Source organism: Pantoea sp. 18069 (assembly GCF_902706035.1).
Taxonomy (GTDB): Bacteria; Pseudomonadota; Gammaproteobacteria; order Burkholderiales; family Burkholderiaceae_C; genus Comamonas.
In genome coordinates, this window is sequence record NZ_CACSJA010000007.1 from 119,159 (window position 1) to 146,091 (window position 26,933).

Annotated in this window: 24 protein-coding genes and 1 riboswitch; of the genes, 14 read left to right on the top strand and 10 right to left on the bottom strand. The window is 67.1% G+C overall.

Going from position 1 to position 26,933, the window contains the following annotated elements; translation table 11 throughout:
• The first annotated feature begins 169 nt into the window (after positions 1-169).
• On the top strand, positions 170-994 hold the full coding sequence (locus tag GVL12_RS08100; RefSeq protein WP_159912669.1) for an N-acetyltransferase: 825 nt from the start codon (positions 170-172) through the stop codon (positions 992-994).
• Position 995: 1 nt separating this feature from the next.
• On the opposite strand, the gene GVL12_RS08105 is transcribed toward GVL12_RS08100, so the two are convergent.
• Positions 996-1,475 carry a VOC family protein gene (locus GVL12_RS08105; protein ID WP_159912670.1) on the bottom strand — a complete coding sequence of 160 codons (480 nt, stop codon included), beginning with the start codon at positions 1,473-1,475 and terminating at the stop codon, positions 996-998.
• 188 nt (positions 1,476-1,663) lie between these two features.
• Between GVL12_RS08105 and ada the strand changes: the two genes are divergently transcribed.
• A complete protein-coding gene (ada, locus tag GVL12_RS08110) occupies positions 1,664-2,854 on the top strand; it encodes a bifunctional DNA-binding transcriptional regulator/O6-methylguanine-DNA methyltransferase Ada (RefSeq protein WP_159912671.1) in 1,191 nt (396 codons plus the stop codon).
• On the opposite strand, the gene GVL12_RS08115 is transcribed toward ada, so the two are convergent.
• The 3 genes from GVL12_RS08115 to GVL12_RS08125 form a co-directional block, all read right to left on the bottom strand.
• The gene (locus GVL12_RS08115; RefSeq protein WP_159912672.1) at positions 2,776-3,105 is read right to left on the bottom strand and encodes a type II toxin-antitoxin system YafQ family toxin; all 330 of its coding nucleotides are present in this window, start codon (positions 3,103-3,105) and stop codon (positions 2,776-2,778) included. The genes ada and GVL12_RS08115 overlap by 79 nt on opposite strands.
• Positions 3,077-3,355, bottom strand: coding sequence for a type II toxin-antitoxin system RelB/DinJ family antitoxin (locus GVL12_RS08120; protein ID WP_159912673.1), 279 nt, complete (start codon positions 3,353-3,355; stop codon positions 3,077-3,079). Before GVL12_RS08120 ends, GVL12_RS08115 begins: the two co-directional genes overlap by 29 nt.
• A 113-nt stretch (positions 3,356-3,468) precedes the next feature.
• Entirely contained in the window at positions 3,469-4,365 is an 897-nt protein-coding gene (locus GVL12_RS08125; RefSeq protein WP_159912771.1) for a LysR family transcriptional regulator, read from the bottom strand.
• Between the two features lie 145 nt (positions 4,366-4,510).
• On the opposite strand from GVL12_RS08125, the gene GVL12_RS08130 reads away from it, so the two are divergent.
• The 9 genes from GVL12_RS08130 to GVL12_RS08170 all read left to right on the top strand — a co-directional run bounded on the left by GVL12_RS08130 (position 4,511) and on the right by GVL12_RS08170 (position 16,105).
• On the top strand, positions 4,511-5,704 hold the full coding sequence (locus GVL12_RS08130; protein ID WP_235033824.1) for an MFS transporter: 1,194 nt from the start codon (positions 4,511-4,513) through the stop codon (positions 5,702-5,704).
• Positions 5,705-5,837: 133 nt separating this feature from the next.
• Positions 5,838-6,054, top strand: a riboswitch (cobalamin riboswitch).
• Positions 6,055-6,168: 114 nt separating this feature from the next.
• On the top strand, positions 6,169-6,798 hold the full coding sequence (cobO, locus tag GVL12_RS08135) for a cob(I)yrinic acid a,c-diamide adenosyltransferase (RefSeq protein WP_159912675.1): 630 nt from the start codon (positions 6,169-6,171) through the stop codon (positions 6,796-6,798).
• Positions 6,798-7,649 carry an ABC transporter substrate-binding protein gene (locus GVL12_RS08140; RefSeq protein ID WP_159912677.1) on the top strand — a complete coding sequence of 284 codons (852 nt, stop codon included), beginning with the start codon at positions 6,798-6,800 and terminating at the stop codon, positions 7,647-7,649. Before cobO ends, GVL12_RS08140 begins: the two co-directional genes overlap by 1 nt.
• Positions 7,646-8,686 (top strand): iron ABC transporter permease, encoded by a 1,041-nt coding sequence (locus tag GVL12_RS08145; protein WP_200843587.1) that lies wholly within the window; start codon positions 7,646-7,648, stop codon positions 8,684-8,686. Before GVL12_RS08140 ends, GVL12_RS08145 begins: the two co-directional genes overlap by 4 nt.
• Positions 8,686-9,477, top strand: a complete 792-nt coding sequence (locus tag GVL12_RS08150) for an ABC transporter ATP-binding protein (protein WP_159912679.1) — start codon at positions 8,686-8,688, stop codon at positions 9,475-9,477. The genes GVL12_RS08145 and GVL12_RS08150 overlap by 1 nt, the downstream gene beginning before the upstream one ends.
• Before the next feature lie 31 nt (positions 9,478-9,508).
• Positions 9,509-10,582, top strand: coding sequence for a cobalamin biosynthesis protein CobW (gene cobW / locus GVL12_RS08155; RefSeq protein WP_159912681.1), 1,074 nt, complete (start codon positions 9,509-9,511; stop codon positions 10,580-10,582).
• Positions 10,582-14,394, top strand: a complete 3,813-nt coding sequence (gene cobN, locus GVL12_RS08160; RefSeq protein ID WP_159912683.1) for a cobaltochelatase subunit CobN — start codon at positions 10,582-10,584, stop codon at positions 14,392-14,394. The genes cobW and cobN overlap by 1 nt, the downstream gene beginning before the upstream one ends.
• Complete coding sequence (locus GVL12_RS08165) at positions 14,391-15,452, top strand: ATP-binding protein (RefSeq protein WP_159912685.1); 1,062 nt, start codon at positions 14,391-14,393, stop codon at positions 15,450-15,452. Before cobN ends, GVL12_RS08165 begins: the two co-directional genes overlap by 4 nt.
• A 98-nt stretch (positions 15,453-15,550) precedes the next feature.
• Positions 15,551-16,105, top strand: coding sequence for a VWA domain-containing protein (locus GVL12_RS08170; protein ID WP_200843588.1), 555 nt, complete (start codon positions 15,551-15,553; stop codon positions 16,103-16,105).
• Here the strand turns inward: GVL12_RS08170 and GVL12_RS08175 are convergent.
• Positions 16,092-17,108, bottom strand: a complete 1,017-nt coding sequence (locus tag GVL12_RS08175) for a tripartite tricarboxylate transporter substrate binding protein (RefSeq protein WP_159912687.1) — start codon at positions 17,106-17,108, stop codon at positions 16,092-16,094. The two genes, GVL12_RS08170 and GVL12_RS08175, sit on opposite strands and share 14 nt — an antisense overlap.
• Before the next feature lie 139 nt (positions 17,109-17,247).
• On the opposite strand from GVL12_RS08175, the gene GVL12_RS08180 reads away from it, so the two are divergent.
• A complete protein-coding gene (locus GVL12_RS08180) occupies positions 17,248-18,228 on the top strand; it encodes a tripartite tricarboxylate transporter substrate binding protein (protein WP_159912689.1) in 981 nt (326 codons plus the stop codon).
• Here GVL12_RS08180 and GVL12_RS08185 read toward each other — a convergent pair.
• The 5 genes from GVL12_RS08185 to GVL12_RS08205 all read right to left on the bottom strand — a co-directional run bounded on the left by GVL12_RS08185 (position 18,197) and on the right by GVL12_RS08205 (position 23,225).
• Positions 18,197-19,630, bottom strand: coding sequence for a sensor histidine kinase (locus GVL12_RS08185; RefSeq protein WP_159912691.1), 1,434 nt, complete (start codon positions 19,628-19,630; stop codon positions 18,197-18,199). The two genes, GVL12_RS08180 and GVL12_RS08185, sit on opposite strands and share 32 nt — an antisense overlap.
• Positions 19,627-20,295, bottom strand: coding sequence for a response regulator (locus GVL12_RS08190; protein ID WP_159912693.1), 669 nt, complete (start codon positions 20,293-20,295; stop codon positions 19,627-19,629). The genes GVL12_RS08185 and GVL12_RS08190 overlap by 4 nt, the downstream gene beginning before the upstream one ends.
• Positions 20,296-20,509: 214 nt before the next feature.
• A complete protein-coding gene (locus GVL12_RS08195; RefSeq protein WP_159912695.1) occupies positions 20,510-20,860 on the bottom strand; it encodes a cupin domain-containing protein in 351 nt (116 codons plus the stop codon).
• Between the two features lie 36 nt (positions 20,861-20,896).
• Positions 20,897-21,865 carry a tripartite tricarboxylate transporter substrate-binding protein gene (locus tag GVL12_RS08200; protein WP_159912697.1) on the bottom strand — a complete coding sequence of 323 codons (969 nt, stop codon included), beginning with the start codon at positions 21,863-21,865 and terminating at the stop codon, positions 20,897-20,899.
• A gap of 49 nt (positions 21,866-21,914) precedes the next feature.
• Positions 21,915-23,225, bottom strand: coding sequence for an FAD-binding oxidoreductase (locus tag GVL12_RS08205; protein ID WP_159912699.1), 1,311 nt, complete (start codon positions 23,223-23,225; stop codon positions 21,915-21,917).
• 55 nt (positions 23,226-23,280) lie between these two features.
• On the opposite strand from GVL12_RS08205, the gene GVL12_RS08210 reads away from it, so the two are divergent.
• Both GVL12_RS08210 and GVL12_RS08215 read left to right on the top strand, forming a co-directional pair.
• Positions 23,281-24,270, top strand: coding sequence for a LysR family transcriptional regulator (locus GVL12_RS08210; protein ID WP_235033825.1), 990 nt, complete (start codon positions 23,281-23,283; stop codon positions 24,268-24,270).
• A gap of 353 nt (positions 24,271-24,623) precedes the next feature.
• Entirely contained in the window at positions 24,624-26,738 is a 2,115-nt protein-coding gene (locus tag GVL12_RS08215) for a TonB-dependent siderophore receptor (RefSeq protein WP_235033828.1), read from the top strand.
• The last annotated feature ends 195 nt before the right edge of the window (positions 26,739-26,933 follow it).

The window sequence follows — 26,933 nt, forward strand, 5'->3', positions numbered from 1 at the left end:
TGTTTCTCAATTATACAAGGCCATTCGCAAGCAGGGACCTCCTGTGGTGCCCATGCGTCACCGGCTGCGTACCGCGCAGGGTAAGGCCGGTGGAATTCAACGAGAATGAACCAGCCTTTATGCATCGCCATACCTCGCCCCAGTTGGCGCAGCCACCGTTCCCGCACCCATGGACACTGCCTTCTCGCCCGCCAGCCATCCCCAGACCAGATTGCCGTTGCGCAGCCCCCTGCCCCACCAGGGCGCGGCCAGCGTGCAGCAGCTCGAACAGCGCAGCTTCAACGCCTGGCCCGCGCCGTGCAATGCGGTGGTCGGCGATTGGCTGCTGCGCAGCGCGGGCGGCTATACCAAGCGCGCCAACTCCGCCAATGCACTGCAGCCCGGCGCGGCGCTGACGCCGCAGTTGCTGCAGCAGATCGAGGACCACTATGCGCGCCAGCAACTGCCCAGCATTTTCCGTCTGAGCCCGCTGGCCGACGAGGGCGTCGACGCCCTGCTGCGGGCCAATGGCTATCAGGTCGTTGACCCGTCGGTATTCATGCAGCGCGCCACGCAGCCGGGCGACCGCCACTGGCAGCCCGCCGCGGATTGCAGCCTGCGGCTTGATGCCCAGTTGCCTGCACCCTGGCTTGAAGGCTATTGCGCGGCCAGCGCCCACCCGCCTGAGCAGCAGCGCGCGCATCGCCTGATTCTGCAGGCCATGCGCATGCGCTGCGCCTATGCCTCGCTGGTGCACGCCGGCCAGGTTCTGGCCTGGGGCCTGGCGGTGCTAGAGCGCGACGCGGTCGGCTTGTATGAAGTGCTGGTCCACCCCGGCCACCGCGGCCAGGGGCTGGGCCGGCAGGTGGTGCAAGGACTGCTGCAATGGGCGGGCCAGCAAGGCGCGAACCATACCGACTTGCAGGTGCGCGGCGGCAATGCGCCCGCGCAGCAGCTTTATGCCAGCCTGGGCTTTGCGCCGGTCTACGGCTACCACTACCGCATGAAGCGATAGGTCAGCCCCGGCGCGCGGCCTCGATCGCCGCGATATCGATCTTGCGCATGGTCATCATGGCCGCGAACGCGCGCCGGGCCACGGCGGGGTCGGGGTCGGCCATGGCTTCGGTCAGCACGCGCGGCGTGATCTGCCAGGACACGCCCCAGCGGTCCTTGCACCAGCCGCATTCGCTTTCCTGGCCGCCATTGGCGACGATCGCATTCCACAGCCGGTCGGTTTCCTCCTGGTCGTCGGTCGCGATCTGGAAGGAAAACGCCTCGTTGTGCCTGAACGCCGGGCCGCCGTTCAGGCCCATGCAGGCAATGCCGGCGACGGTGAAATCCACCGTCAGCACATCGCCCTGCTTGCCCGAAGGGTAGTCGCTGGGCGCGCGGTACACGCGCTGCACCGCGCTGTCGGGGAAGGTGGCGGCATAGAAATGCGCGGCGTCTTCGGCCGTGCCGTCGTACCAGAGACAGATGGTGTTCTTGGGAATCATGGCCAGGCTCCTGGGAAGTGGCTTCGTGCGCTGCATTGTCTAGCGCCAGGCCTGTTGCTGTCACCAGGGACCGCGTGTGCATCAGGGAAATTTTGGCAATGGCCGCAATTCCACCGCAAGATACGGAGTGCTTGCGCCTGAATCCAGCGCTATCGTGCAGACAGTCTCCGCACTTGAAGGAACCCTGCATGCACTCCCCCCTTGATGACACGCCCCGCTATGCGAGCGACGCGCAGCGCTGGCAGGCGGTGCAGCAGCGCGATGCCCGGGCCGACGCGCATTTCGTCTATGCGGTGCGCACCACGGGCGTCTACGGCCGGCCCAGCGCCGCGACCCGGCTGCCGCGGCGCGAGAACGTGCGCTTCTTCGACAACGCGCAGGCCGCCGAAGCCGCGGGCTTTCGCGCCAGCCGCCGCGCCCAGGGCGACCAGACGCTGGCCGCGACCGCGCGCGCCGACATGGTGGCCGCGGCCTGCCGCGCGATCGATGCGGCCGACACCGCGCCCACGCTCGATGCATTGGCCGCCCAGGCCGGGCTCAGCGCCTTCCATTTCCACCGCCTGTTCAAGGCCGAGACCGGGCTCACGCCCAAAGCCTATGCACTGGCCGCGCGCGCGCGCCGGTTGCGTGCCCAGCTCGCCGCGCCGCAGGCATCCGTCACCGAAGCGATCTATGGCGCGGGCTTTCAGTCAAGCAGCCGCTTCTACGAAACCGCCAGCCAGCGGCTGGGCATGGCGGCGCGCGATTACCGCGATGGCGGCGCGGGTGCGCAAATCCACTTTGCGCTGGGCCAATGTTCGCTGGGCGGCATCCTGGTCGCGCAAAGCCCGCGCGGCATCTGCGCCATCCTGCTGGGCGACGACCCCGAGGCGCTGCTGCACGACCTGCAGGACCGCTTTCCCAAGGCCCGCCTGATAGGCGCCGACGCGGCCTTCGAGCAGCAGGTCGCCCAGGTCGTGGGCCTGATCGAGGCGCCGTCGCTGGGCCTGCAATTGCCGCTCGACGTGCGCGGCACGGCCTTCCAGGAACGCGTCTGGCAGGCGCTGCGCGAAATTCCGCCGGGCAGCACCGTGAGCTATGCCGAACTCGCCGCGCGCATAGGCTCGCCCAAGGCCGTGCGCGCCGTGGGCAGCGCCTGCGGCGCCAACCCGCTGGCGGTGGCCATTCCCTGCCACCGCGTGCTGCGCAGCGATGGCAACCTGTCAGGCTACCGCTGGGGCCTGGAGCGCAAGCGCGCGCTGCTGCTGCGCGAGGCGCAAGGCCGGGAGATTTCCACGCCCCCTGCCCAGGGAGGACCGGCTCAACCAAACAACTCGGAATGGGTTCCTGCGCGCACAAACACCACAAGGCCATGCTTGCCGGTGTCATCCAAAGTGTAGATGAGCAGAAAGTCTCCGCCGATGTGGCATTCCCGGCAACCGCTCCAGTTCCCGGCCAACGGGTGGTCTTTCCACTCGGCAGGCAACTGTCCACTGTTGCCCACAAGCAGCGTCATGGCCTCTTTGAGGCGATTCATGTCGTATCGACCCGAGTGCGAAAGACGCTGCCAGTCTTTCAGGAACTCCTTGGTGTAATCAGATGCGCGCGGGAGATTGGCCCGTTTACTGGCGGCCGTCTTCTTCGAGTTCACTGATCAATGCCTCGACATTGTCAAAACGGGCGCGGCGGCTCTGGATGATCTCGCTGGCCTCCTGCATCGCCGTCTGTGTGGCGGCGTTCGGCGCCCGAAGCGAAAAGGGCAGCTCCTTGTCAGCGACCACGCGGGTCAGGAATACACGAACTGCATCGGAAACGGTCAGTCCCATTGCAGCCAAGGTTTCTGTCGCCTCCGCCTTGATGCGCTCATCGATGCGAACATGGACCATCGTGGTAGTTGCCATGGAGACTCCTTGATATCTATTGAGATACATTGTATCTCAAGGCCTCAAACGTGCGATCAGAATCACGGTTGCGGTAGAGATTGAAGCTGAACGCCAGCGACTGCGGCCAGGCTTCAAGCGTCCGGCGGCTGAAAGCGCTCGGCGAGAAAATCAATGAACACGCGCAGCTTGGGCGAGGGATATCTTCCCGAAGGCCACAGCATGCGGAACGTCGCGAACCGCGGCTCGGTGTGTTCCGCGAGCACCCGGCGCAGGCGGCCCTGCGCCAGGCCTTCGCGCGCGGCGAACTCCGGCAGGCAGGTGATGCCCAGCCCGCGCTCGGCAAAACAGACACGGGCTTCGATGGTGTTGCAGACCATGGAAGCGGGCAAGCCGATTTGCGCTTTGTGCGCCGGCCAGCGCAGCGGCCAGGTTTCGAGCTTGCCGGTGTTGGTGAAGCAGTAATGCAGACATGCGTGCTGCGCCAGATCGGCGGGGCGCTGGGGCAGACCCCGGCGTGCCAGGTACGCAGGCGACGCCACCAGCCACATGGGAAAGCTGCCCAGTATCCGCGACGACAGGCCCGAGTCTTCGGGCTCACCGGTGCGCAGCACCGCATCGAAGCCTTCTTCGATCACATTGACGACGCGGTCCGTCAGGTCCAGTTGCAGATCGATTTCCGGATGGGCCTGCATGAAATCCGCGATCACCGGCAGGAACAGCGAGCCGACCAGCGGCAAGCCGACCTTGAGCCGCCCGCGCGGCGTCTGCGCGGACTGCGACAGTTCCAGTTCGGCATCCTGGATTTCGGCCAGCACGCGCCGGCAGCGCGCCAGGAACATGCTGCCTTCGGCGGTCAGCGTGATGCTGCGCGTGCTGCGGTGAAACAGGCGCACGCCCAGCCGCGCTTCGAGCCTGGCCATGCGCTTGCCCACCGCCGAGGCCGACACGCCCAGCAGGCGCCCGGTTTCGGCAAAGCTGCGGGTTTCGGCCACCTGCACAAACACCGCGAAGTCGCCCACGCTATCCAGTGACAAGGCATTCATTACGGACATTTTTCTCCTGACAAAAAGGAAATATAGCCGTCTTTATCCGCAATTGCTTCAAGCCTATCGTGGCAACTCCTGCTTACTTGTGCCTGGATTCGCTTTGCCCAACTCTCCCACTTCCTCTTCTTTGCTTGGCCCACAGGTCGATGCGGTGATCGACCACGAAGCCACGCCGGCGCCGGCCTTTCCCTGGGCCGGCCTGCTCGCGCTGGCCACCGCGGGCTTTCTGACCATACTGACCGAGGCCCTGCCCGCAGGACTGCTGCCGCAGATCAGCGCCGACCTGGGAGTCTCCCAAGGCATGGCCGGGCAACTGGTGACGCTGTATGCCATAGGCTCGCTGGTCGCGGCCATTCCGCTGATGGCCGCGACGCGCTCCTGGCGGCGGCGAACGCTGCTGCTGCTTGCGATCGGCGGCTTCCTCGTGGTCAACCTGATCACGGCGCTGTCGAGTTCCTACACGCTGACGCTGGTCGCCCGCTTTGGCGCCGGCGTGTTCGCAGGCCTGGTCTGGGCGCTGCTGGCAAGCCATGCGGGCCGCATGGTGCCCCGGGCGATGCAGGGCAAGGCCATCGCAGTGGCCATGGTCGGCACGCCGCTGGCCTTGTCGATAGGCATACCGGGCGGCACGCTGCTCGGCGACCTGGTCGGTTGGCGCACCGCGTTTGCGATCATGTCGGCGCTCTCGGTGCTGTTGATGGTGTGGATTCGCTACCAGCTGCCCGACTTCGCGGGCCGGACGGCCGGCGAGAGGACGCGGATGACCGCGGTGCTGATGCTGCCGGGGCTGCGCTCGGTGCTCGCCGTGACCTTGCTGTTCGTGCTCGCCCACAACATTCTCTACACCTATATCGCACCATGGCTGACGTCGGTCCGGTCCGTGCAACGGGTCGATGTGGTGCTACTGGTGTTCGGTGCTGCGGCCTTGCTGGGCATCTGGGGGGTGGGCCTGCTTGTGGACCGCTGGCTGCGCGCGCTGGTCCTGGCCAGCATGGCCGCGTTTGGCATCTCGGCGCTTGTGCTGGCACTGCTGGGACAGGTCCCGAGTGCGGTGCTGCCCGCGGTGACGCTGTGGGGCCTGGCCTTTGGCGGCACCGCGACCCTGTTCCAGACAGCGTCGGCGCGTACCGCGGGTGCCTCAGGCGACATCGCGCAATCGATGATCGTGACGGTATGGAATCTGGGCATCGCGGGCGGCGGATTGGCCGGGGCCTTTTTGCTGCAGACCTGGGGGGCACAGACGTTTGCCTGGACGGTACTGGCCTTGATGGCCGCGGCGCTGGCCATCGTGGCCAAGGCGCGCCAGCATGGCTTCCAATGACAAGGGGGCAGCGAAAATGCCCTGGCGTTGATGCTCGCCGGCCGTGCGCCGCATCTGCGCGATTTCAAGCGTACCTATGCCGAATGCCACCTGCAATTGCCCTGTGCGCCCAACAGCCGCTGTCCGCTCCTATAATCGCAGCACCCGTACAGGAGTCCCATGCCGAAGCCTCGGCCCGGGGTGAAACGGGAAGACCGGTGACCCCGAGGATTTCCTTGGCCATTCCGGCGCAGCCCCCGCTGCTGTAAGCCTGACAGACACACTTCAATGCCACTGGGCGCCTGCCCGGGAAGGTGGTGTGCGCTGGATGACGGCGAGCCAGAATACCGACCTGTACGAAAGCTTTGTATGCCACGGGGTGTGGGCCGTTTGCTGACCGGCCGCTGCTGCGCCTTCGCGCAGCCTGCCCTTCGCTGACATCTCCCCCCCTTGGCGCCCTTCATACGGTTTGGCTCGGGGAGAGCATGACGGACGACCAGTTTCAACAAGCGCATGCCCGGCGCATGCAGCAGAAAAAAGCCCAGGTGGATGCGGCCGTCGAACGCTCGCACGCGCTGCATGGCGTGGTGGTGCTGATGACCGGCCACGGCAAGGGCAAGACCACGTCCGCCTTCGGCACGCTGTACCGGGCGCTAGGCCATGGCCAGCGCGCAGGCGTCGTGCAGTTCATCACCGGCACGCAGTCCAATGGCGAAATTACGTTCTTGCTGCAGCAAGGCCTGCTCGGGCCCGGCGCGTTCGCGCGCGTCGCCTACCATGCGATGGCCACGGGCTGCACCTGGAACAGCCAGGGCTGGGCCGCGGACAAGGCCGCCGCCGATATCGCCTGGCAGGCTGCGCGGCGCATGCTCGCCGACCCCACGCTGAACCTGGTGCTGCTGGACGAACTGACTTTCATGCTCGAGTACGGCTATCTCGACGCGAGCGACGTGGCCGCGGCGATACGCGCCCGGCCGCCGCAGCAAAATGTGGTGATCACCGGCCGCAGCGCGCCGCCTGCACTGCTGGCGCTCGCCGACACCGTGAGCGAAATCGCCGACACCCGGCATGCCTTCCGCGCCGGGGTCAAGGCCCAGGCCGGCCTGGACTTCTGATGCAGCGCACCGCCCGCGCCTGGGCCATGGCCTGTGGCGCAGCCCTGCCCCTGCTGGCTGCGGCCACGCCTTTGCCGCGCCTGATGTCAACCAATATCTGCGCCGATGTGCTCGCGCTGAGCCTGGCCGATTCCGCGCAGATCGTCTCGCTGTCGCGCCAGAGCCAGGACGCGCAGCGCTTTTCGATGGCGGAAAAGGCCAGGCAGTTCACGGCCAACGAGGCCACGGCCGAGGATGTGCTGCACCTCAAGCCCGATCTGGTGCTGGCCTCGCGGCGCTGGAATGCGCGCCACCAGCAAACCCTGTTCAAGCGCCATGACGTGCGCATTGTCACCGTGCCCTTCCCCACCGACTGGGAAGGCATAGACCGCAGCACCGTGCAGATCGGCCGCGCGATCGGGCGCGAGGCGGCCGCCCAGCAGTTGCTGGCCGACACCCGGGCGCGGCGCGCGCAGCTGCAGGCCACGCCGCGGCCGTTCAGCGCACTGTATCTGCGGCCGAACGGCGGCAGCGCGGGCACCGGGACCCATGTCGACGCGGTGCTCACGGCCGCAGGCCTGCGCAACCATGCAACGGCGCTGGGCCTCAAGGGCTGGGGGCGCATCGACCTCGAACGCATTTTGCACAACCCGCCCGATATGTTCATCACCCCGTCAATGGTCAACGACCTGGCCTATGCGCGCTCGGCGCTCTCGCGCCATCCGCAGATGAAAACGCTGCTGCAGCGCATTCCCCTTGTGACGCTGCAGCAAAACGACTGGGGCTGCAGCAACTGGCAGCTGATTGAGGCGGCGGAAGCCGTGGCCGCGCAGATTGACGCGCTGCATCTGCAACCCGAAGGACGCCCATGATGCACAGGCACAAGAATGCGGCCGCCCGCGCCCCGCACCCCTGGCTGCTCAACGCGGGCCTGTTCGCGGCGCTGCTGCTGCTCAGCGCCATCTCGCTGGGCATTGGCTCGGTGCCCATCGGCGTCGCCGACTGGTGGCAGGCGGTAGCGTCTCCCGGCATGGCCGAGGGGCTGGCGCTGCGCCACCAGGCGATCATCGAGGAAATCCGCCTGCCGCGCGTGCTGCTGGGCGTGCTCGTGGGCATGTCGCTGGGCGTGTGCGGCGCGTCGCTGCAGGGGCTGCTGCGCAACCCGCTGGCCGAGCCCGGCATTCTGGGCGTGAGCTCGAGCGCGGGCCTGGGCGCCGTGGTCTGCATCTATTTCGGACTCTGGCACTGGAATGCCTGGCTGCTGCCCACGGTGGCCATGGCGAGCGCGGCGCTGGCCACGTTCGTGCTCTACCGCATCGCGCGCCGCGGCGCAAGCAATCTCACGCTGATTCTGGCGGGCGTCGCGATGTCGGCGCTCACCGGCGCGCTGATCTCGCTGGCGATCAACCTCGCGCCCACGCCCACCGACATGCAGGACATCGTGCTGTGGCTCATGGGGTCCCTGGCCGACCGCAGCTTCGACGAAGTGCGCCTGAGCCTGCCGTTCATCGTGCTGGGCCTGCTGATCCTGGCGTTCAGCAGCCGCCAGCTCGATGCGCTGACGCTGGGCGAGGACGAAGCCGCGAGCATGGGCGTGAGCCTGCCGCGGCTGCGCGCGCAGATCATCGCGGGCACGGCGCTGTGCGTGGGCGCGAGCGTCGCAGTCACCGGCACCATAGGCTTTATCGGCCTGGTCGTGCCCCACCTGTTTCGCCGCGCGGTCGGCTACCGGCCCTCGGCATTGATACTGCCCAGCGCGCTGGGCGGCGCGGTGCTGCTGCTGGCCGCCGATATCGCCTTGCGCCTGCTCAGCGGGCGCGTGGAGTTGATGCTGGGCGTGGTGACCGCGCTGATCGGCGCGCCCTTCTTCTTTTATCTGGTGCTGCGCGAGCGCTGGAGGAGCCGGTAATGCCCATGCTGTCGATTGCCGCATTGCAGGTGCACTGGGCAGGCAAGGCCTGTGTCAACCAGTTGTCGTTCGACGTGCGCGCGGGCGAGCTGTTTGCCTTGATAGGCCCCAACGGCGCGGGCAAGAGCACGGCGCTCAAGGCCCTGGCCCAGTTGCTGCCCCATACGGGCCAGGTGCGGCTGCAAGGCGAAGACCTGGCCGCGATGGCGCCGCTGCAGCGCGCGCGCCGCCTGGCCTATCTGTCGCAGGGCGACGCCGTCGCCTGGCCGCTCGCAGTGCGGGACTTTGTCGCGCTGGGCCGCATTCCCCACCAGCGCCGCTGGGGGCCGCGCGTGCTCACTGCCGCGGACAGCGCAGCGATTGACTGCGCGCTCGAAGCCATGCACCTCACGGCCATGCAGCGGCGCGCGCTCGACCAGCTGTCGGGCGGGGAGCGCGCGCGCGCCCGGCTGGCGCGCGCGCTGGCCGTCGAAGCGCCGCTGCTGCTTGCCGACGAGCCGGTGTCGGCGCTGGACCCCTTCCACCAGCTCAGCGTGATGGAGCTGCTGCGCGCGCAGTGCAATGCGGGCCGCGCCGTGGTCGTGGTGCTGCACGACCTCACGCTGGCCAGCCGCTTTTGCGACCGCGTGCTGCTGCTCGACCAAGGCCGGACCGTGGCCTGCGGCGCGCCGCGCAGCGTGCTCACGCCGGCCCATCTGCAAAACGTCTACCAGGTACAGGCCATGCACGGCGAGCATGAAAGCCAGGGCTATGTCGTGCCCTGGCGCTGCCAGCCGCCCGCCCCCCTTTGACATTCCTTTCCGTATCCAACAGGAGACCCCAATGCACCCCAACGCCAAGATTCCCGCCACCATCGTCACCGGCTTCCTGGGCAGCGGCAAGACCACGCTGCTGCGCCATATCCTGGAGAACGCGGGCGGACGCCGCATCGCGGTGATCGTCAACGAGTTCGGCGAACTGGGCATCGATGGCGACATCCTGCGCAGCTGCGGCATTGGCTGCGACGACAACGGTGTCGAGCAGCAAGGCCAGCTCTATGAGCTTGCGAACGGCTGCATGTGCTGCACGGTGCAAGAAGAGTTCTACCCGGTGATGCGCGAGCTGATCGCGCGCCGTGACGACATCGACCATATCCTGATCGAGACCAGCGGCCTGGCGTTACCGAAGCCCCTGGTCCAGGCCTTCAACTGGCCCGAGATCAAGAACGCCTGCACGGTCGATGCCGTGATCACCGTGGTCGACGTGCCCGCCACGGCAGCCGGCCAGTTCGCGGCCAACCCGGCCGCCGTCGACGCCCAGCGCCGCCAGGACCCCAACCTCGACCACGAATCGCCGCTGCACGAGCTGTTCGAAGACCAGCTGATGTCGGCCGACCTGGTGGTGCTGACCAAGCTCGATCTGGCCAGCGCCGAAGACCGTGCCAAGGTCGAAGCCATCGTGCGCGAGGAAGTGCCGGCGCAGGTCAAGATCGTTGCCGCCGACCAGGGCAGGATCGATCTGGGCGTGGTGCTGGGCCTGGCCAGCGCGTCGGAAGAGAGCATTGACCAGCGCCAGGGCCACCACGGCCATGGAAACGACCACGGCGACCATGACGAACACGACCACGACGCGTTCGACTCCATCGTCGTCAAGCTGCCCGAAGTCGATCGCGATGCATTGCTGGCCACGCTCGGGCGTATCGTTTCCGAACATACGGTCTACCGCGTCAAGGGCTTTGTCGCGGTGCCGGCCAAGCCCATGCGCCTGGTGGTGCATGGCGTGGGCACGCGCTTCGACAGCTACTTCGACCGCCGCTGGGCCGCGGGCGAAACGCCGCAGACCCATCTGGTGCTGATCGGCCATGATCTCGACCAGGCGGCGATCACCGCCGAACTCGACAAGCTGGGAGCGCGCTGATGCATTTGCTCGCTGTCCAGCCCGGCGGCTTTGTCGACGATGAAGCCTTCGTCGCCAGCATGGGCCAGACCCCGGCGCAGGTGGTATTCCTGAGCGCTGCGGACACCACGCTGGCCTTGCTCGCCGAGGTCTATGCCCAGCTGCGCGGCGGTCTGGACGGCGAGCACTTGCCCACGGTGCGCCTGGCCAATCTGATGCACCTGCGCCAGCCGGCGTCGGTGGATCTCTATGTCGACGAGGTGCTGCAGCACGCGCGCGTGATCGTCATCGACCACCTGGGCGGCGAAAGCTACTGGCCCTATGGCACGGAACGCATCCGCGAAATCTGCCGCCTCAAGGGCATAGAGCTGGTGATGTTCTCGGGCGACACCAGCGAAGACCTGAACCTGCTGCAGAAAAGCACGGCCACGATGGAGCAGTGCCGCTGCATCTGGCGCTATCTGCGCGAAGGCGGCGCGGCCAATGCGCGCGAGATGTTCCGCTACCTGTGGCACAGCTTTCTCGGCGGCGAACAACAGGCCTTGCCGCCGCGGCCGCTGCCTTCGGTCGCCGTGTACCACCCCGAACACGACGCCGCGGACATCGCGACCTGGCAGCAGCCCGGGCCGCTGCAGTGGATAGCCGGCGCGCCCGTGGTGATGATCGTGTTCTACCGCGCCCATCTGCAGTCGGGCAACACGCAGGTGTTCAAGGCATTGAGCGAACAGCTGCTGGCGCGCGGAATGAACCCCTTGCCGCTGGCCCTGCTGTCGCTCAAGGACACGGCCTGCATGGCCATGCTGCACCAGCTGTGCGCCGACCACCAGGTGGCGCTGATCCTCAACACCACCTCGTTCTCGCAGTCGTCGCTGGAAACGCCGGGCGACCATGCGCTCGCGGGTGACATTCCCGTGCTGCAGGTCATCATGTCGGGTGCCAACGAGCAAAGCTGGCTGGACGACGCCCACGGCCTGCAGCCGCGCGACATCGCCATGCATGTGGCCATGCCCGAAGTCGACGGCCGCATCATCACGCGCGCGATCAGCTTCAAGGGCCGCTCGCACCGCAGCGAATGGACGCAGTCCGATGTGGTGCAGTACCAGCCGCATGCCGAACGCCTGGCGTTCGTGGTGGAGCTCGCCCAGCGCTGGTGCCGGCTGCGCGGCAAGGCCCATGCCGACAAGCGCCTGGCGCTGATCCTGGCCAACTACCCGACCAAGGAAGGGCGGCTGGGCAATGGCGTGGGGCTGGACACGCCCGCTTCCGTCATCCATATCCTGCAGGCGCTGGACAAACAAGGCTATGTGCTGGATGCGATTCCCGCCGACGGCGATGCGCTGATGGTGCAATTGCAGCAAGGCATTACCAACGACCCCGATTCCTGGGCGCTGCGGCCCGCGCAGCAAAGCCTGGACCTCGCAAGCTACCAGGCGTTCTTTGCCAGCCTGCCAGAAGCCAACCAGCAGGCCGTTCTCGAACGCTGGGGCGCGCCCGAGGCCGACCCCATGCTGCGCGCGGGCCGCTTCATGATTGCCGGCCTGCGCTGCGGCCGCATCTTCGTGGGCATACAGCCCGCGCGCGGCTACCACCTCGATCCCGCGGCCAGCTACCACGACCCCGATCTGGTGCCGCCGCATTACTACCTCGCGTTCTACCACTGGCTGCGCAGCCAATGGAATGCCGATGCAATGGTCCATGTGGGCAAGCATGGCAACCTCGAATGGCTGCCGGGCAAGAGCGTGGCGCTGGCCAACACCTGCTGGCCCGACCTGGTGTTCGGCCCCATGCCGCATCTGTACCCGTTCATCGTCAACGACCCGGGCGAAGGCACGCAGGCCAAGCGCCGTGCCCAGGCGGTGATCGTCGACCACCTGATGCCGCCGCTCACGCGCGCCGAAAGCTACGGGCCGACACGCGATCTCGAACGCATGGTCGACGAGTACTACGACGCGATCACCATGGACCGCAGGCGCGCGCAGCTGTTGCGCAAACAGATTCTCGACCATATCCTGGCCCACGACCTGCACCAGGACTTGGGGCTGGCCGCGCCGCGCAGCGCCGAGGACGAGCAGCAGCTGCTCAACAAGACCGACGCCTATCTGTGCGAACTCAAGGAAAGCCAGATTCGCGACGGCCTGCATATCTTCGGCCAGTCGCCCACGGGGCGGCTGGCGCGCGACACGCTGCTGGCGCTGGCGCGCCACCCGGTGGGCACGGGCCAGGGCGCGAACAACAGCCTGATACGCGCGCTTGCGCTGGACTTCGAACTGGGCGCCGACTTCGACCCGCTGGACGCGGCCTGGGAAACGCCCTGGACCGGGCCGCGCCCCGAACTGCTGGCACAGATCGACGCCCAGCCCTGGCGCCACACGGGCGATACGCGCGAGCGGCTCGAACTGCTGGCGCTCGCCTGGCTCGAGCGCCCCTTGGAGGAAATCAGCGCCAGCGCGCCCGCCATGGCGCAGACGCTGGCCGTGCTGGCGCGCGTGCAGCAGGACCTGCGCGCGCGGTTAGACGCCTGCGGCCCGCAGGAAATCCTGCAGCTCAGCCGCGGCCTGGCAGGCCGCTTCGTGCCCGCGGGCCCCAGCGGCGCGCCCACGCGCGGGCGGCCCGACGTGCTGCCCACGGGGCGCAATTTCTTTTCCATCGACACGCGCGCCGTGCCCACACCCACGAGCTGGACGCTGGGCCTGCAGTCGGCCAATCTGCTGATAGAGAAGTACACGCAGGAGCATGGCGACTACCCGCGCACGCTGGGCCTGTCGGTCTGGGGCACGGCCACCATGCGCACCGGCGGCGACGATATCGCCCAGGCCTTCGCGCTGCTGGGCGTGCGTCCCAAATGGGCCGACGGCAGCTGGCGCGTGGTCGATTTCGAAGTGCTGCCCATGGCCGTGCTGGGCCGCCCGCGCGTCGATGTGACGCTGCGCGTCTCGGGCTTTTTCCGCGACGCGTTCACCAATGTGATACGGCTGTTTGACGCCGCGGTGCAGAAGGTGGCTGACCTCGAAGACGAGGACGCGGACACCAACCCGATACGCGCGCGCGTGCTGCAGGAAGCCGCGCAGCTGCAAAGCCAAGGCATGGACGCCAGGGACGCGCGCCACCAGGCGGGGCTGCGCGTGTTCGGCGCCAAGCCCGGCAGCTATGGCGCGGGCCTGCAGGGGCTGATGGACGGGCGCAACTGGGAAACCGATGAAGACCTGGCCACGGCCTACCGCAACTGGGGGGCGTATGCCTACGGCCAGCACGACAACGGCACGCCGCTGCCCGAGACTTTCGTGCGGCGCCTGAGCGCCATGCAGCTGGTGGTGCACAACCAGGACAACCGAGAGCATGACCTGCTCGACTCCGACGACTACTACCAGTTCCAGGGCGGCATGGCCGCGGCCGTGCGCCACTACAGCGGCCAGCAGCCCGACCTCTACTTCGGCGACCACAGCAACCCGCAGGCGCCGCGCATGCGCACGCTGCAAGAAGAAATCAGCCGCGTGGTGCGCTCGCGCGTGACCAACCCCAAATGGATAGCTGGCATCAAGCGCCATGGCTACAAGGGCGCGTTCGAAGTCGCGGCCACGGTCGACTATCTGTTTGCCTTCGACGCGACGGCGCGCGTGGTGCGCGATGACCAGTACGCGCGCGTGACCGATGCCTTCGTGGCCGACGCCGACATGCGCGACTTCCTGCAGCGGCACAATCCCGCGGCCTTCCACGACATCTGCGAACGCCTGCTCGAAGCGGTGCAGCGCGGCCTGTGGCAGGACAGCGGCGACTACCAGTCGCTGCTGGAACAACAGCTGCTCGCCGCCGAACAGCTTCTGGAGAACCGATGACTTTCCCCCTGGCCTTTCCATTCACCGCCCTGCAAGGCCAGCAGCCGCTGCAGACCGCGCTGCTGCTGGTGGCCGTGGACCCGCTGCTCGGCGGCGTGCTGGTCCAAGGCCCGCGCGGCACGGCCAAGTCGACCAGTGCGCGCGCGCTCGCCGCGCTGCTGCCCGCGGGCCGCTTTGTGAACCTGCCCCTGGGCGCGACCGAAGAGCAGCTCGTGGGCTCGCTTGATCTCGAAGCCGCGCTGCAAAGCAGCGCCGTGCAGTTTCGCCCCGGCCTGCTGGCCCAGGCCCACCAGGGCATTCTCTATGTCGATGAAGTCAATCTGCTGGCCGACGGCCTGGTCGATCTGCTGCTCGATGTCAGCGCCAGCGGCATCAACCGCGTGGAGCGCGACGGCGTATCGCACCAGCACCCGGCGCGCATCGCGCTGATAGGCACCATGAACCCCGAAGAGGGCCAGCTGCGCCCGCAGCTGCTCGACCGCTTCGGCCTGTTCGTGCAGCTGGGCAATGTGCCCGACGTCGCAACGCGCAAGGCCATTGTCAAGACCCGCATGGCCTTCGACGCCGACCCCGAGGCCTTTGCCCGGCAGCACGCGGCGGCGCAGCAGGCCCTGGCTGCACGCATCGCCGCGGCGCGCGATAGCGTGGCGGCGCTGGCCTGGCCCGATGCCGTGCATGAGCATGTGGCCCAGCTGTGCCAGGGCGCGGGCGTCGAAGGCGTGCGCGCCGACCTGGTGATGCTGCGCGCCGCGCGCGCCCATGCGGCGCTTGCAGGGCGTGGCGAGGTGAGCGTGGCCGATGTCGATGCCGTGGCCGAACTCGCGCTGGCGCACCGGCGCAGCCATGACGCGGGCGCGGGCACACCGCCACCGGCCGAGACCCCATCGAACGAGACCAACCCTGCGAGCGCCCCGCCCCCGCCTTCACCGGCACCCGAGGCCAGCGGCACGGAACAAGGCGAAAGCCAGGCCGAGCACTGGGGCGCCATGCCCCCGCCCCAGGCCGCGGCCTTGCATGCAGTCAAGCCTTTGAAGGCACTTGCGCCAAAAAAAGCCTGACGCGTCCTGCGCTGGCCGGACAGGCCAAGGCAGGGCGCGGCGCGAACACCGCACGCAAGGGCCGGCTGACCGGCGCGCCCAGCGCGCGCCTGGACTGGGTGAAGACCTTGGGCGCCAAAGGCCGCGGGCCGCTGCAGGCGCGCGACCTGCGCTACCGCGCACGGCCCGTGGGCAGCCATACGCTGCACTGCGTGCTGCTCGACATGTCGGCGTCAATGCTGCGCGGCGAAAAGCTCGCGCTGGCCAAGGGCTGCCTGCTGGCCCTGACCGAGAGCTTCTACCGCCGGCGCGAACACCTCGCGGTGATTGGTTTTTCCGGGGACGAGGCGCGGCTGCTGCAGGCCCCGGGCAAGGTCGCGACCTTCAATGCCCCATGGATTGCGCCGCTGCGCGGCGGCGGCGGCACGCCGGTCGAGGCCGCCATGGCGCTTGCGCACCGGCTGCTGCAGCGCCAGGCGGCATCGAAGCAACTGCTCTCGCTGTGGCTGCTGACCGATGGCCGCTTCGAGACCCTGCCCGCGCGGCCCCCGCTGGCCGACAGCTGCCATATCGTCGACTTTGAAATCGAGGCCGTGGCACTGCGCCGCTGCCAGCGGCTGGCGCGCGACTGGGACGCGCAGTGGATCAGCGCGGCGCAGCTCAATCGGGTTTGATCTTCGCGCGCGCGATCACTTTCTTCCAGCGTTCCTGCTCGACGGCAATGAACTGCGCGAATTGCGCGGGCGTGTCGCCAATGACTTCGGCCGCATCGCCATGCAGGCGGCGCAGCGCATCGGGCGCCTTGACGGCCTTCATGGTCTCGGCCGACAGCTTGTCGATGCTGGCCTGGGGCATGTTGGCCGGCGCGAGCATGCCGTACCACTGGGTCATCTCGAAGCCGGGGAAGCCCTGCTCGGCCACGGTGGGCACGTCGGGCAGTTGGGCCAGGCGCTGGGCCGAGCCCGTCGCAATGCAGCGCACCTTGCCCGACTTGATGAACGGCAGGATGGCCGCGGCGCCTATGGCCGACGCATCGACGCGGCCCGACAGCAGGTCGGTCAGCAGCGGGCCCGTGCCGCGGTAGGGCACATGCAGCATGTACACGTCGGCCGACATCTTGAGGTATTCGAAGGCAAGCTGCCCGGCGCTGCCGTTGCCGGCCGAGCCATAGCTCAGGCGCCCGGGCTGGCTCTTGGCGTAGGCAATGAATTCGCGCAGGTTCTTCGCCGGCACGTCGGGGTGGACCACATACAGGCTGGGCACCTTGGCCAGCAGGCTCACGGGCTTGAAGTCCTTGGGCGACCAGGGCAGCTTGTCGAAAATATAGGGGTTCACGGCCAGCGTGCCGATATGGCCCAGGATCAGCGTGTGCAGGTCTTCGGCGCGCGCGACTTCGGACATGGCGATATTGCCGGCCGCGCCGGGCTTGTTGTCGACAAACACGCTTTGCCCCAGCGTCCTGGACAGCTCGGCGGCCGTGGAGCGCGCGACGATTTCCGAGCTGCCGCCCGGCGCGAACGGCACGACAAAGCGCACCGACTTGGCCGGCCAGGCGGACTGGGCCATGGCCGCGCCGGGCAACAGGCCCGACAGCGCCAGCGCGCCGCCGGCGCCCAGCAGTTGGCGGCGTGTGGGGGCCGCGGAAAGATCCGACGCGTGGGCAGCAAAGCGATGCATGTCTGTCTCCGAAATACTTGTGGAGATGCGATGCTGCCTGCGGCGAGCTTTCAACAGGCTTTCAGCCGCGGGGTGTTTACCCTAGCTGCGCGCCATTGCCTGCGCGCCAGGGCCCGTGACCTGTATATGCTGTGCCCCCATGTCCTACCGAATTTCTCTTGCACTGTTCGCCTGCGCCTTCTGTCTGTCGGCCGCATCGGCCGGCCCCCTGGACCAGACCGAATGCATTGCGCCGGCCAAGCCGGGCGGCGGCTTCGATCTGAGCTGCAAGCTGGTGCAAAGCGGGCTGCTCGGCGGCCATTTCATTGCGACGCCCATGCACCTGCGCTACCTGCCCGGCGGCATAGGCGCGGTGGCGTACAGCACCGTGGTGGCCCAGAGCCCCGCCCAGTCGAATGCCATCGTCGCGTTCTCGGGCGGCTCGCTGCTCAACCTGGCCCAGGGCAAGTTCGGGCGACATACCGAGCGCGATGTGCGCTGGCTGGCCGCGATCGGCACCGACTACGGCGCGGTGGTGGTCGCGCAGGACTCGCCCTACCAGACGCTGGCCGACGTCATGCGCACCATGAAGACCGATCCGGCCAAGGTGGTGCTGGGCGCGGGCGGCACGATTGGCAGCCAGGACTGGATGAAAGCCGCGCTGCTGGCGCGCGCCGCCGGAGCGAATCCCAAGCTGATGCGCTTTGTCGCCTTCGAAGGCGGCGGTGAAGCGATACGCGCGCTCGAAGGCGGCCATATCCAGGTGTTCACCGGCGACGCCGCCGAAACGCGCCAGCAGATCCAGGCCGGCGCGCGGCTGCGCATTCTCGCCGTGATGTCCGACCAGCGCCTGCCCGGCGACCTGTCCCAGGTGCCCACGGCGCGCGAAGCCGGCGCGGCGGTTTCCTGGCCCATCGTGCGCGGTTTCTATCTCGGGCCCGGCGTCTCGGATGCCGACTACGCGGTCTGGAGCGACACCTTCGCGAAGATGATGGCCACGCCCGGCTTTCAGCAGCTGCGCGCCGAGCGCGGCCTGTTCCCCATGGCGCTGGTCGGCAAGGACCTCGACCGCTATGTCCACCAGCAGGTCGCGCAATACCGCGAGCTGGTCAGGGAGTTCGGCCTGCAGACGGCGAAGTAGCGTCTGGCTGGGCGCGCGGCAACGTGATGCGCGCCCAGAGGCCGCCCTCGTCGGGCGCCGGCCGCAATTCGAAACTGCCCTGGTGGCGCTTGGCGATGGAGGCAACGATGGCCAGGCCCAGGCCCGACCCCGTGCCCCGGGAGTTGCTGGCGCGAAAGAAGCGCTGCATGGCCAGCGCCAGTTCCTCGGGCGGAATGCCCGGCCCGCTGTCGCTGACGTCCAGGCTGGCGCTGCGGCCCTCCTGCGCGACCTTGACCGTGATCCGCCCGCCCGCGGGCGTATAGCGCAAGGCATTGTCCAGCAGATTGGCCAGCGCTTCCTCCAGCAGTTCGCGCTGGACCCGCACCCACACCGCCTGGTCGGGCGTCTCCAGCCCCAGGTCGATGTGCTGGCCGCGTGCCTGCGGCCACCAGCGCCGGGTCACTTCGCGCGCGAGTTCGGCCAGATCGACCGACTCGGTCGCAAGGTCGCAGGTATCGGCGCGCGCCAGCGCCAGCATCTGGTTGGTCTGGCGAATGGTGTGGCGCAGCTGCTCGCGCAGCGCCGCCAGCGCGGCCTGTACCGTAGGCAGGTCGCCCGCGCGCTGGGCAAACGACACCTGGGTCAGCAGCGTGCTCAGCGGCGTGCGCAACTGGTGCGAAGCGTCATCGACAAACCGGCGCTGGCTGTCCAGCAGTTCACGCTGGCGAAAGATATGCTGGTTCATGGCCTCGACCAGCGGCAGCACGTCCCGGGGCACGCGGCGGGTGTCTATGGCCGAGAGGTCGTCGGGCGCGCGCGCTGCGATTTCCTCGCGCAGTTGGCGCAGCGGCCGCAGCGCCCAGGCCACGGCCGCTGCCGCCGCCGCCGCGGCCAGCACGGCCAGCAGAACGTCGCGCGCCACGGCGCCGAGAATGAAGCGTCGGCTGAACTGGTCGCGCGAAGCAAACGGCTCGGCGACCTGGATCACCAGGCGCGTGTCGGTGCTGGCGCCCATAGGCTGCGGCAGCGAACGCTGGTAAGAGGCGATACGCACCTGCGCGCCCGCATATTCGACGGTGTCGAAATGCGGCTGGCGCTCGACCAGCGGCTCCTCGGGCAAGGGCAGATCGGGGCTGCCGATCTCGACCAGGCCGTCCTGCGTCGCGACCCGGTAGTACACCGGCCCGTTGGCCGTGAGCTCGAAGAACTCGAACAGCACATAGGGCAGCTCGACCGCGAGGCCGCCGCTTTCGGTGGACACGTTGGCATCGATGGCCTTGATCGCGCCGAACAGCGAGCGGTCGAACGCCGCGTTCACGGCCGAGCGCGCCGTATGCCAGGTCAGCCAGACCTGCAGCAGGCTGCCGACCATCACGCCGGCGAGCAGCAGCACGATCAGCATGCGCCGCAGGCTCACGCGGTGCAAGGCGGCCCAATTCACGGCACGGCTTCCAGCACATAGCCCAGGCCGCGCAGCGTGGCGATCTGTGTGCCGGTGTGCAGCAGCCGCTTGCGCAGCCGGTGGATCAGCACTTCGACAGCTTGCGCATGCACCTCGGCGTCGCCGGTGAAAACCCGCTCCAGCAGCTCGCGCTTGCTCAAAGGCTCGCCGCCCGCGAGGATCAGCGTCCTGAGCAGCGCATGCTCGCGCGCCGTCAAGGTGAACACCTCATGGCCGAGTTCGAAGCGCTTGGTGCTGGCGTCGTAGGCCAGCCTGCCACAGCTGAACTTGCTGACTTCCCGGCCTTTGGAGCGGCGAATCAGGGCCTGCAGCCGCGCTTCGAGCTCCTCGACTTCGAACGGCTTGGCGAGGAAATCATCGGCGCCGGCCTTGAGCGTCGCAACGCGCTGCGCGAGCGTGTCGCGCGCGGTGAGAATCAGGATGGGCACCGGGTCCTCGTCCTCGCGCAGGCTCAGCAGCACCTCTTCGCCCGCCAGCCCGGGCAAGCCCAGGTCGAGGATCAGGGCGTCATAGCGCGTGGCACGCAGGGCGCGGCGCACCAGCCGGCCGTCGGCCACCCAGTCCACCTGGAAGCCGCTTTGCGCCAGGGCGCGCACCAGCCAGTCGGCCAGCGCCGATTCGTCTTCCGCCAATAAGAGTCGCATGCAGGTTTCCGCAAAAGGTCAGATCAATGCCGCCATTGTCCCGAACAGCCACCGGAGCCTGCACCCCGAGGCACCAGGGAGAAACCCTTGGCCCGCCATGCCGCTGGCCAGCGCGCACCCCGCGCCGCAGCTGCGCCTGCCCCAGTCCGCCACCGCGCCCGAAGGCATTACCGTGGGCGAACTGGGCTGGAATGGCCTGCGCACGCGGTGGACTTTAGTAAATCGCGTAGATCTTGCGAACCGGCTCCAGGATGTCCCAGCGGCCCGTCCACCCGGGAGGCAGGATGACCAGATCGCCTGCGGCAATCTCCGTCACTTCGCCGGTGGAATCGTCTGTCAACATGGCTCGACCTGAGAGGATGTAAGTGAATTCCGTATTGGTACGGTTGATCACGGGCCAGCCTCCTGGCTGGCACTCCCAGATACCCAGGTCGCCCGCCGCATCCGGTGCCAGCCCCTTGATTGCGATCTGGGGATCTCCGCTATCGGCACCCGCTCTGCGGCCCGCCGGCACGAGTTGTGCCAAGGCGATATCGGCAGCCTTGACGATGGTGAATCGGCCCATGTTCCATTCCTTCCTATGTGCGTCCGAGCAATGCATTCACTCAGCCTTGAGCTGAGCCCGCGTTGCAATTTCCTGGAAACGGGCCTGGTCCGTTTCTATGGTCTTGCGCAAGGCCTCGGGGCCGACATCGGCAGCAATGTTGATGTTCAATGCCGACAGTCGCTCGATGATCTGCGGCATGGACATCACCTTGGCCAGTGCGCCGGTCAAACGGGCCTGCACCGCCGGGCTCACCCCGGCAGGGGCAACAACACCCCACCACAGCGTCATGTCGAAGCCCTTTACGCCGAGCTCCGCAAAGGTGGGAGTCTCGGGCGCTTCCTTCGTGCGGGAGGTTCCAGTCACCGCGATGGGCCTGATACGCCCCGCATCCACGTAGCCCCGCGCGCTGGCGTAGCTGGAGAACTGCCCCTGAAGCTGGCCAGCGACCAGGTCTCCCATCGCCAGGGTGACGCTGCGATAAGGCACATGCGTCATTGGAGCGCGGGTCTCCAGGCGAAGCATTTCGCCCAGCAGATGGGTCAGGGTGCCATTTCCGCCCGAGCCATAGGAAATACCGCCTCCGTTGGTTTCCGCCAGCCGCACCAGATCCGCCACATTCCTGATGGATGAATCGCCCGACGCATAGAGGTACAGGGGCGTGGTGCCGACAAACACCAGCGGCGTGAAATCCTTGTCGACCCGGTACTTGATCCGGTTGCCGTAAAGCGCCGGTGCCGTGGTGAATGGGCTATCGACCATCAAAAGGGTGTAGCCATCGGCGGGGGAACTGGCGACGAACTGCGTGCCAATCACGGAGCCTGCACCGGGCTTGTTGTCCACGATGACGGGTTGCTGCAAAAGCTTGGCGAGCTCTTCCGCGAACAGGCGGGCCAGCGCGTCAGGCGCACCGCCAGGGGCATATGGAACGACGATCTTGAGTGGACGATCCGGATACGCTGCTGAGGCGCCCGCGCAGGATGCGGCGACAGCAAGAGCGAGCAAGGCCTTCAGGATTTTCTTCATGGTGTGCTTTCTTCGTGATTTGCGTTGGGGGTATGTCAATGGGTGCAGGCTATGGCGATGCGCGTCTGCGCACGCGATCGAAACTGAAGCGTGTCGGATCAACCAATGGCCGGGCGTTGCGCACGAGGTCTGCCATCAGCCGGCCAGCGGCAGGGGCAAGGCCAAAGCCATGTCCGGAGAACCCACTGCTGATGAAAAAGCCGGGAACGGCGTCCACGGCGGAAATGACCGGCACGGCGTCCGGCATCACGTCGATCATGCCGGCCCAGACCTGTTGCACCTGCATGTTCTTGAACGCTGGATAGGCGCGCGCGATATTCCTGCGGGCGTGCTCGAAGTCCGACCGCGATGGCACGGGGTCGAGTTCGCGGTGCAATTCGAACGGCGACACCTGATCAGGCTGCCACCGCGTGCGACGCAGCGCCTCCTGGACGGTACGCCGGCCCACGGTGAGCCGGACGTTGTTCCCGCCGGACCGCAGCATGGGCAGGAAGTCGGGCAGATAGCGGAAACTGTCAGGCACGATCTCCGCGCGGTTGAAGTAGCCGTAGCCCACGGTGTAGCCGCCATCGCGCCGTTTGCGGAACATGAAGTCCGGGCCTTTGGTCGATACCTCGGGTGCGCCCGAGATGGGCGCGGTGCGCAGCAGCGTGGACATCGTCTGCAACTGGGGCAGGCGAATACCCATGTTGCGGGCGAACAGCGTGGACCAGACACCGCCGCACAGAACCACCGACGAACAGGCAATGGTTCCATGCTCCGTCACCACACCGGAGATCCGTCCCGCAGCGGTCTCCACGGCGCGCACCGCGCTTTGCGTCAACACCGTGGCACCCAGACGGATGGCGGCGCGGGCGATCACGCCGGGCGCCAGTCCCGGCTCCGCCCGTCCGTCCAGCGGGGCGAACAGACCGCCCTGCCAGTCGAGGGTCGACCCTGGCGACGTTTGCGCAACCTCGCGCGAGGTCAGCAGCCGTGCCTCGATGCCGAACTCGCGCGCCGTGCGCACCCAGGCTTCCTGCTGTTGCTGCTGCTTGTCCGAAGCGCACAGGCTCAGCGTGCCGCAGCGCACGAAGCCCGTGGGCTCCCCGGCATCGCGGCTCAAATCCTCCCATATCTTGAAGCTTTCGAGCATGAGCGGAATCTCCGCCGGATCGCGGTTGGCGATACGCACCCAGCCCTGGTTGCGGCCGCTTTGCTCCTTTCCGATCTCGCCTTTCTCGCAGACGACAACCGAAACGCCCTGTTGTGCCAGCGCGTAGGCGGTTGACAGCCCAATGATGCCGCCGCCGATGATCACGACATCGGCGCGTTTTGGCGGCGATTGCTGGTGATGGACTGCGGGATTGGTATCCTGCATTTGACATTTCTCCTGGATAAGTTCTGTAGGGCTAGTATTTGCAGGGGCCGGCTCCATGGTCAAATCAGCATTTGCGGCTGGTGCATGCCTTTTCGGCATGGAGCTTGCAGGGAAAATCCCTGTTGCCGCCTTGCGAACCCTTCATCGACACCTCGGACTTTTCATGGATTACCGCCAGATCGAAGCATTTCGTACCGTCATGCTCACGCGCTCCATGACGAACGCGGCGTCTCAGCTCCACACGACGCAACCCAACATCAGCCGCCTCATCGCCAAGCTGCAGCAGGAGCTGGGCCTGCCGCTGTTCAAGCGCGTTGGCTTGAGGCTGGTTCCAACGCCCGAAGCAGAAGCGCTGTATCGGGAGGTGCAGCGCTCCTTTATCGGGCTATCCGCGATCCAGGAGGCCGCGGCATCCATTCGCGAACGCGGAAGCGGCCGCATTCTGATCGGAGCATCGGTAGGGCTGTCGGTCTCGGTGCTGCCGCCAGCGCTGCGCCTGTTCAGACAGAAACACCGTGACGTCACGGTCTGCATCCAAACCAGCGATTCGCGCACGGTATCCCGCTGGGCCGCCGACGGGTTCTGCGACTTCGGCTTGGTGGCTTTCGTCGAGGAAATGCCAGGCCTGCAAACCGAGCTGCTCTACCGTGAGCCTGGCGTGTGCATCGTGCCTGCTGCACACCGCCTGGCCGAGCGTTCACATCTGCAGGCGAGCGACCTGGATGGAGAGCCGTTCATCTCCTTCGGCCCAAGTACCCACGAACGTGCTGCCGTCGATGCGGCCTTCGTGCCGGATCGCCGCAAATTGACGGATGAAACACCTTTTGCGCTCACTATCTGGACTTTGGTCAGCATGGGATTGGGTGTCAGCGTCGTCAGCCCCCAACTGCAACAGGCGCTTCCCGTTCCAAACGTGCGCCTTGTGCCTTTCGAGCCTGGTGTGAATTTCTCGTGTTACGCCGTTCGCGGGGAAAATCGCGTGGATCAGTTTCTGGTCTCCGAACTCATGGAGTGCGTCCGTCAAGCCCTTCGGGAGAAGAACTGAACAGCGCTCCCACGCCTCACTGTTTCCTACTACCGCGTGGCGAGGCTTGGCCTCGCTGACCTTGCTCAGGGCAAACGGTCCCTTTAAAGCGTTGAAATCCGCGCTGGATCGTGAACACGTTCCCAGACGCATGGAACGAGGTGTGGACGCAATGCAGCGCCCATGCCCCCGGAAATTGCGAACAGCCGGCTTGTAACAACCCCTCATTTCAATGACTATTGAAATGCGAATGCCTCTCATTGGCATTACAATTCGTCGCTTTCAGATACGAGCCCTTTACATAAGCGGCTCACCCCATTTCAGCGGAGTGATTGATGACAAATAAATATGAGGGAGCGGGGGCCGTGCGTCCAATGCGCTTGCGCGCCGTGGCCACGTTGGCAGGATTGGCCTGTGCGGCCGCAGGCGCGCAGCAGCAGGAAGCCGCTTCGCAGGCCCTGATGCTGCCGACGGTCCAGGTCAACGCCAGCCAGTACGACCCCGATGACGTGCGCCCCGAAGGCGTGACCACCGCCACCAAGACCTATATGGCGCCCAGGGACATCCCGCAGACCATCGATACGCTGGAGGTCAACAAGTACAAGAGCTACGGCATCAACGACCTGGCCACCATGCTGGACGGCGTGCCCGGCGTGAACACCAGCTACGACATGCGTGGCGAAGGCGTGATGATTCGCGGCTTCCAGGCCGATGCCGGCGACATCTACCGCGACGGCGTGCGCGAAAGCGGCCAGGTGCGCCGCAGCACCGCCAACGTGGAGCGCATCGAGATCCTCAAGGGCCCGGCTTCGGTGCTCTACGGCCGCAGCGCCGGAGGCGGCGTGGTCAACCTGGTGAGCAAGCAGGCGCGCTTCGACGCGAAAAGCAGCGTCACGCTGCGCGGCGGCTCGTGGGACAACGTCGGCGGCACCATAGACATCAACCAGGTCATCAACCCCAACGTGGCCGTGCGCCTGACGGCCGACCGCGAACAGGCGCACAGCTTTCGCAGCGGCATACGCAACAAGAACGAGATGATCTCGCCCAGCATCCTGGTGGACAACCGCAAGGGCCTGCGCTGGACGGGCCAGTACACCTACGACAACGTCTGGCGCGTGCCCGATCGCAGTCCGGCATATGACCAGATGCCGGAAGGCGTGTCGATACGCCAGGGCTTCGCCCAGCCCGGTGACTATGTGGAAGACCGTCTGCGCGTGTGGCGCTCCGATCTCAGCTACGACTTCAACCCCGCCTGGAGCGTGCGCTGGGTCGCCAGCCGGCGCGAAGCCGCCCAGGACTTCGACCACTACTACCTGGGCACCTACTGCAACGCGCAGGGCCGCACGTCCGCCGGCGCGGCCTGCACGAACCCCGGCCAGGTTCGCCAGAGCTATGCCTGGCAGGAAACAGCCAACAAGACCACGTCGAACACGGTAGACCTGACGGGCCGCTTCGACCTGGCCGGCATGCGCCACGAACTGCTGCTGGGCGCGGAGTACAGCGAGGAAGAGCGCGCGCCGCGCCTGTTCTCCACCACCGCCAGCAACGGCTTCGTCGACCCGTTCAACCCGGTGCTCAATGCCCAGCGCCCCGCGCAGGGCGCGCCCACGCAGCACAACCTGCACGTCGGCAAGGGCCATGCGCTCTATGCGCAGGACCTGATCCATCTCGCGCCGCAGTGGAAGGTGCTGCTGGGCGCGCGCTACGACAGCTACACGTTCGAGAGCACCAATCGGATCAATGGCTTCCAGCGTGACACCAGCGGCAGCACCGTCAGTCCGCGCGTCGGCGTGGTCTGGCAGCCGGTTCGCGAGCACAGCATCTACACCTCGTGGAACAAGAGCTTCTCGCCCTACGGCGGGCGTGGCATCCTGAGCGTCGATACCGGCGCCACGGCGGTGCTGGACGAGGAACCCCAGCACTCGCGCCAGGTCGAAATCGGCATCAAGAGCGACTGGCTCGATGGCAAGCTGTCGACGCAGCTGGCGGCCTATGAGCTGGAGCACTACAACATCCGCTACCGGCCCGAGCCCGACATCGACCCCTACCTGTTTGCGGTGCGTGGCAAGGAGCGCTCGCGCGGCATCGAGTTCAGCGCGGCCGGTCGGCTCGCACCGTCGTGGTACGTGCGCGGCGGCGTAGGCGTCATGAGCGCCAAGGTCAACGGCGACCTGAGCGTGCCGGCCAACGAAGGCAAGTACCTGCCCAACACCGCCAAGCGCAACGGCAGCCTCTTTCTTCGCTACGCGCCTGCCGGTGCCTGGTATGGCGAGCTGGGGGTGACGCACACCAGCCAGCGCTACACCAACGCCGCCAACACCGCGGTCGTTCCCGGCTACACGCGCTGGGACGGCCTGATCGGCTGGCGCGCCGCGCCATGGACCGTGACCCTGGCGGTGTCGAACCTGCTGGACAAGGAATACTGGCGCTCCAACGCCATGCCCGGCGCGCCGCGCAGCTTCCTGGTGAGTGCGAACTACCAGTTCTGAGACCGCGCCTGAAGACGCCTGCGCTGCAGCCCGACTGCGCCGGGCGCGCACGGGACAATGGCCGACGCGCAACAGCGCACCGATGGCCTGCAAATAGGATTTGCGCCTAGCCAGAACGCTCTGCGAACTCCCAGCCATTGCCCGCGCACAGGATTCGACCTGTGCCATATCTCACTGCCTCGCCCGGCACCGACC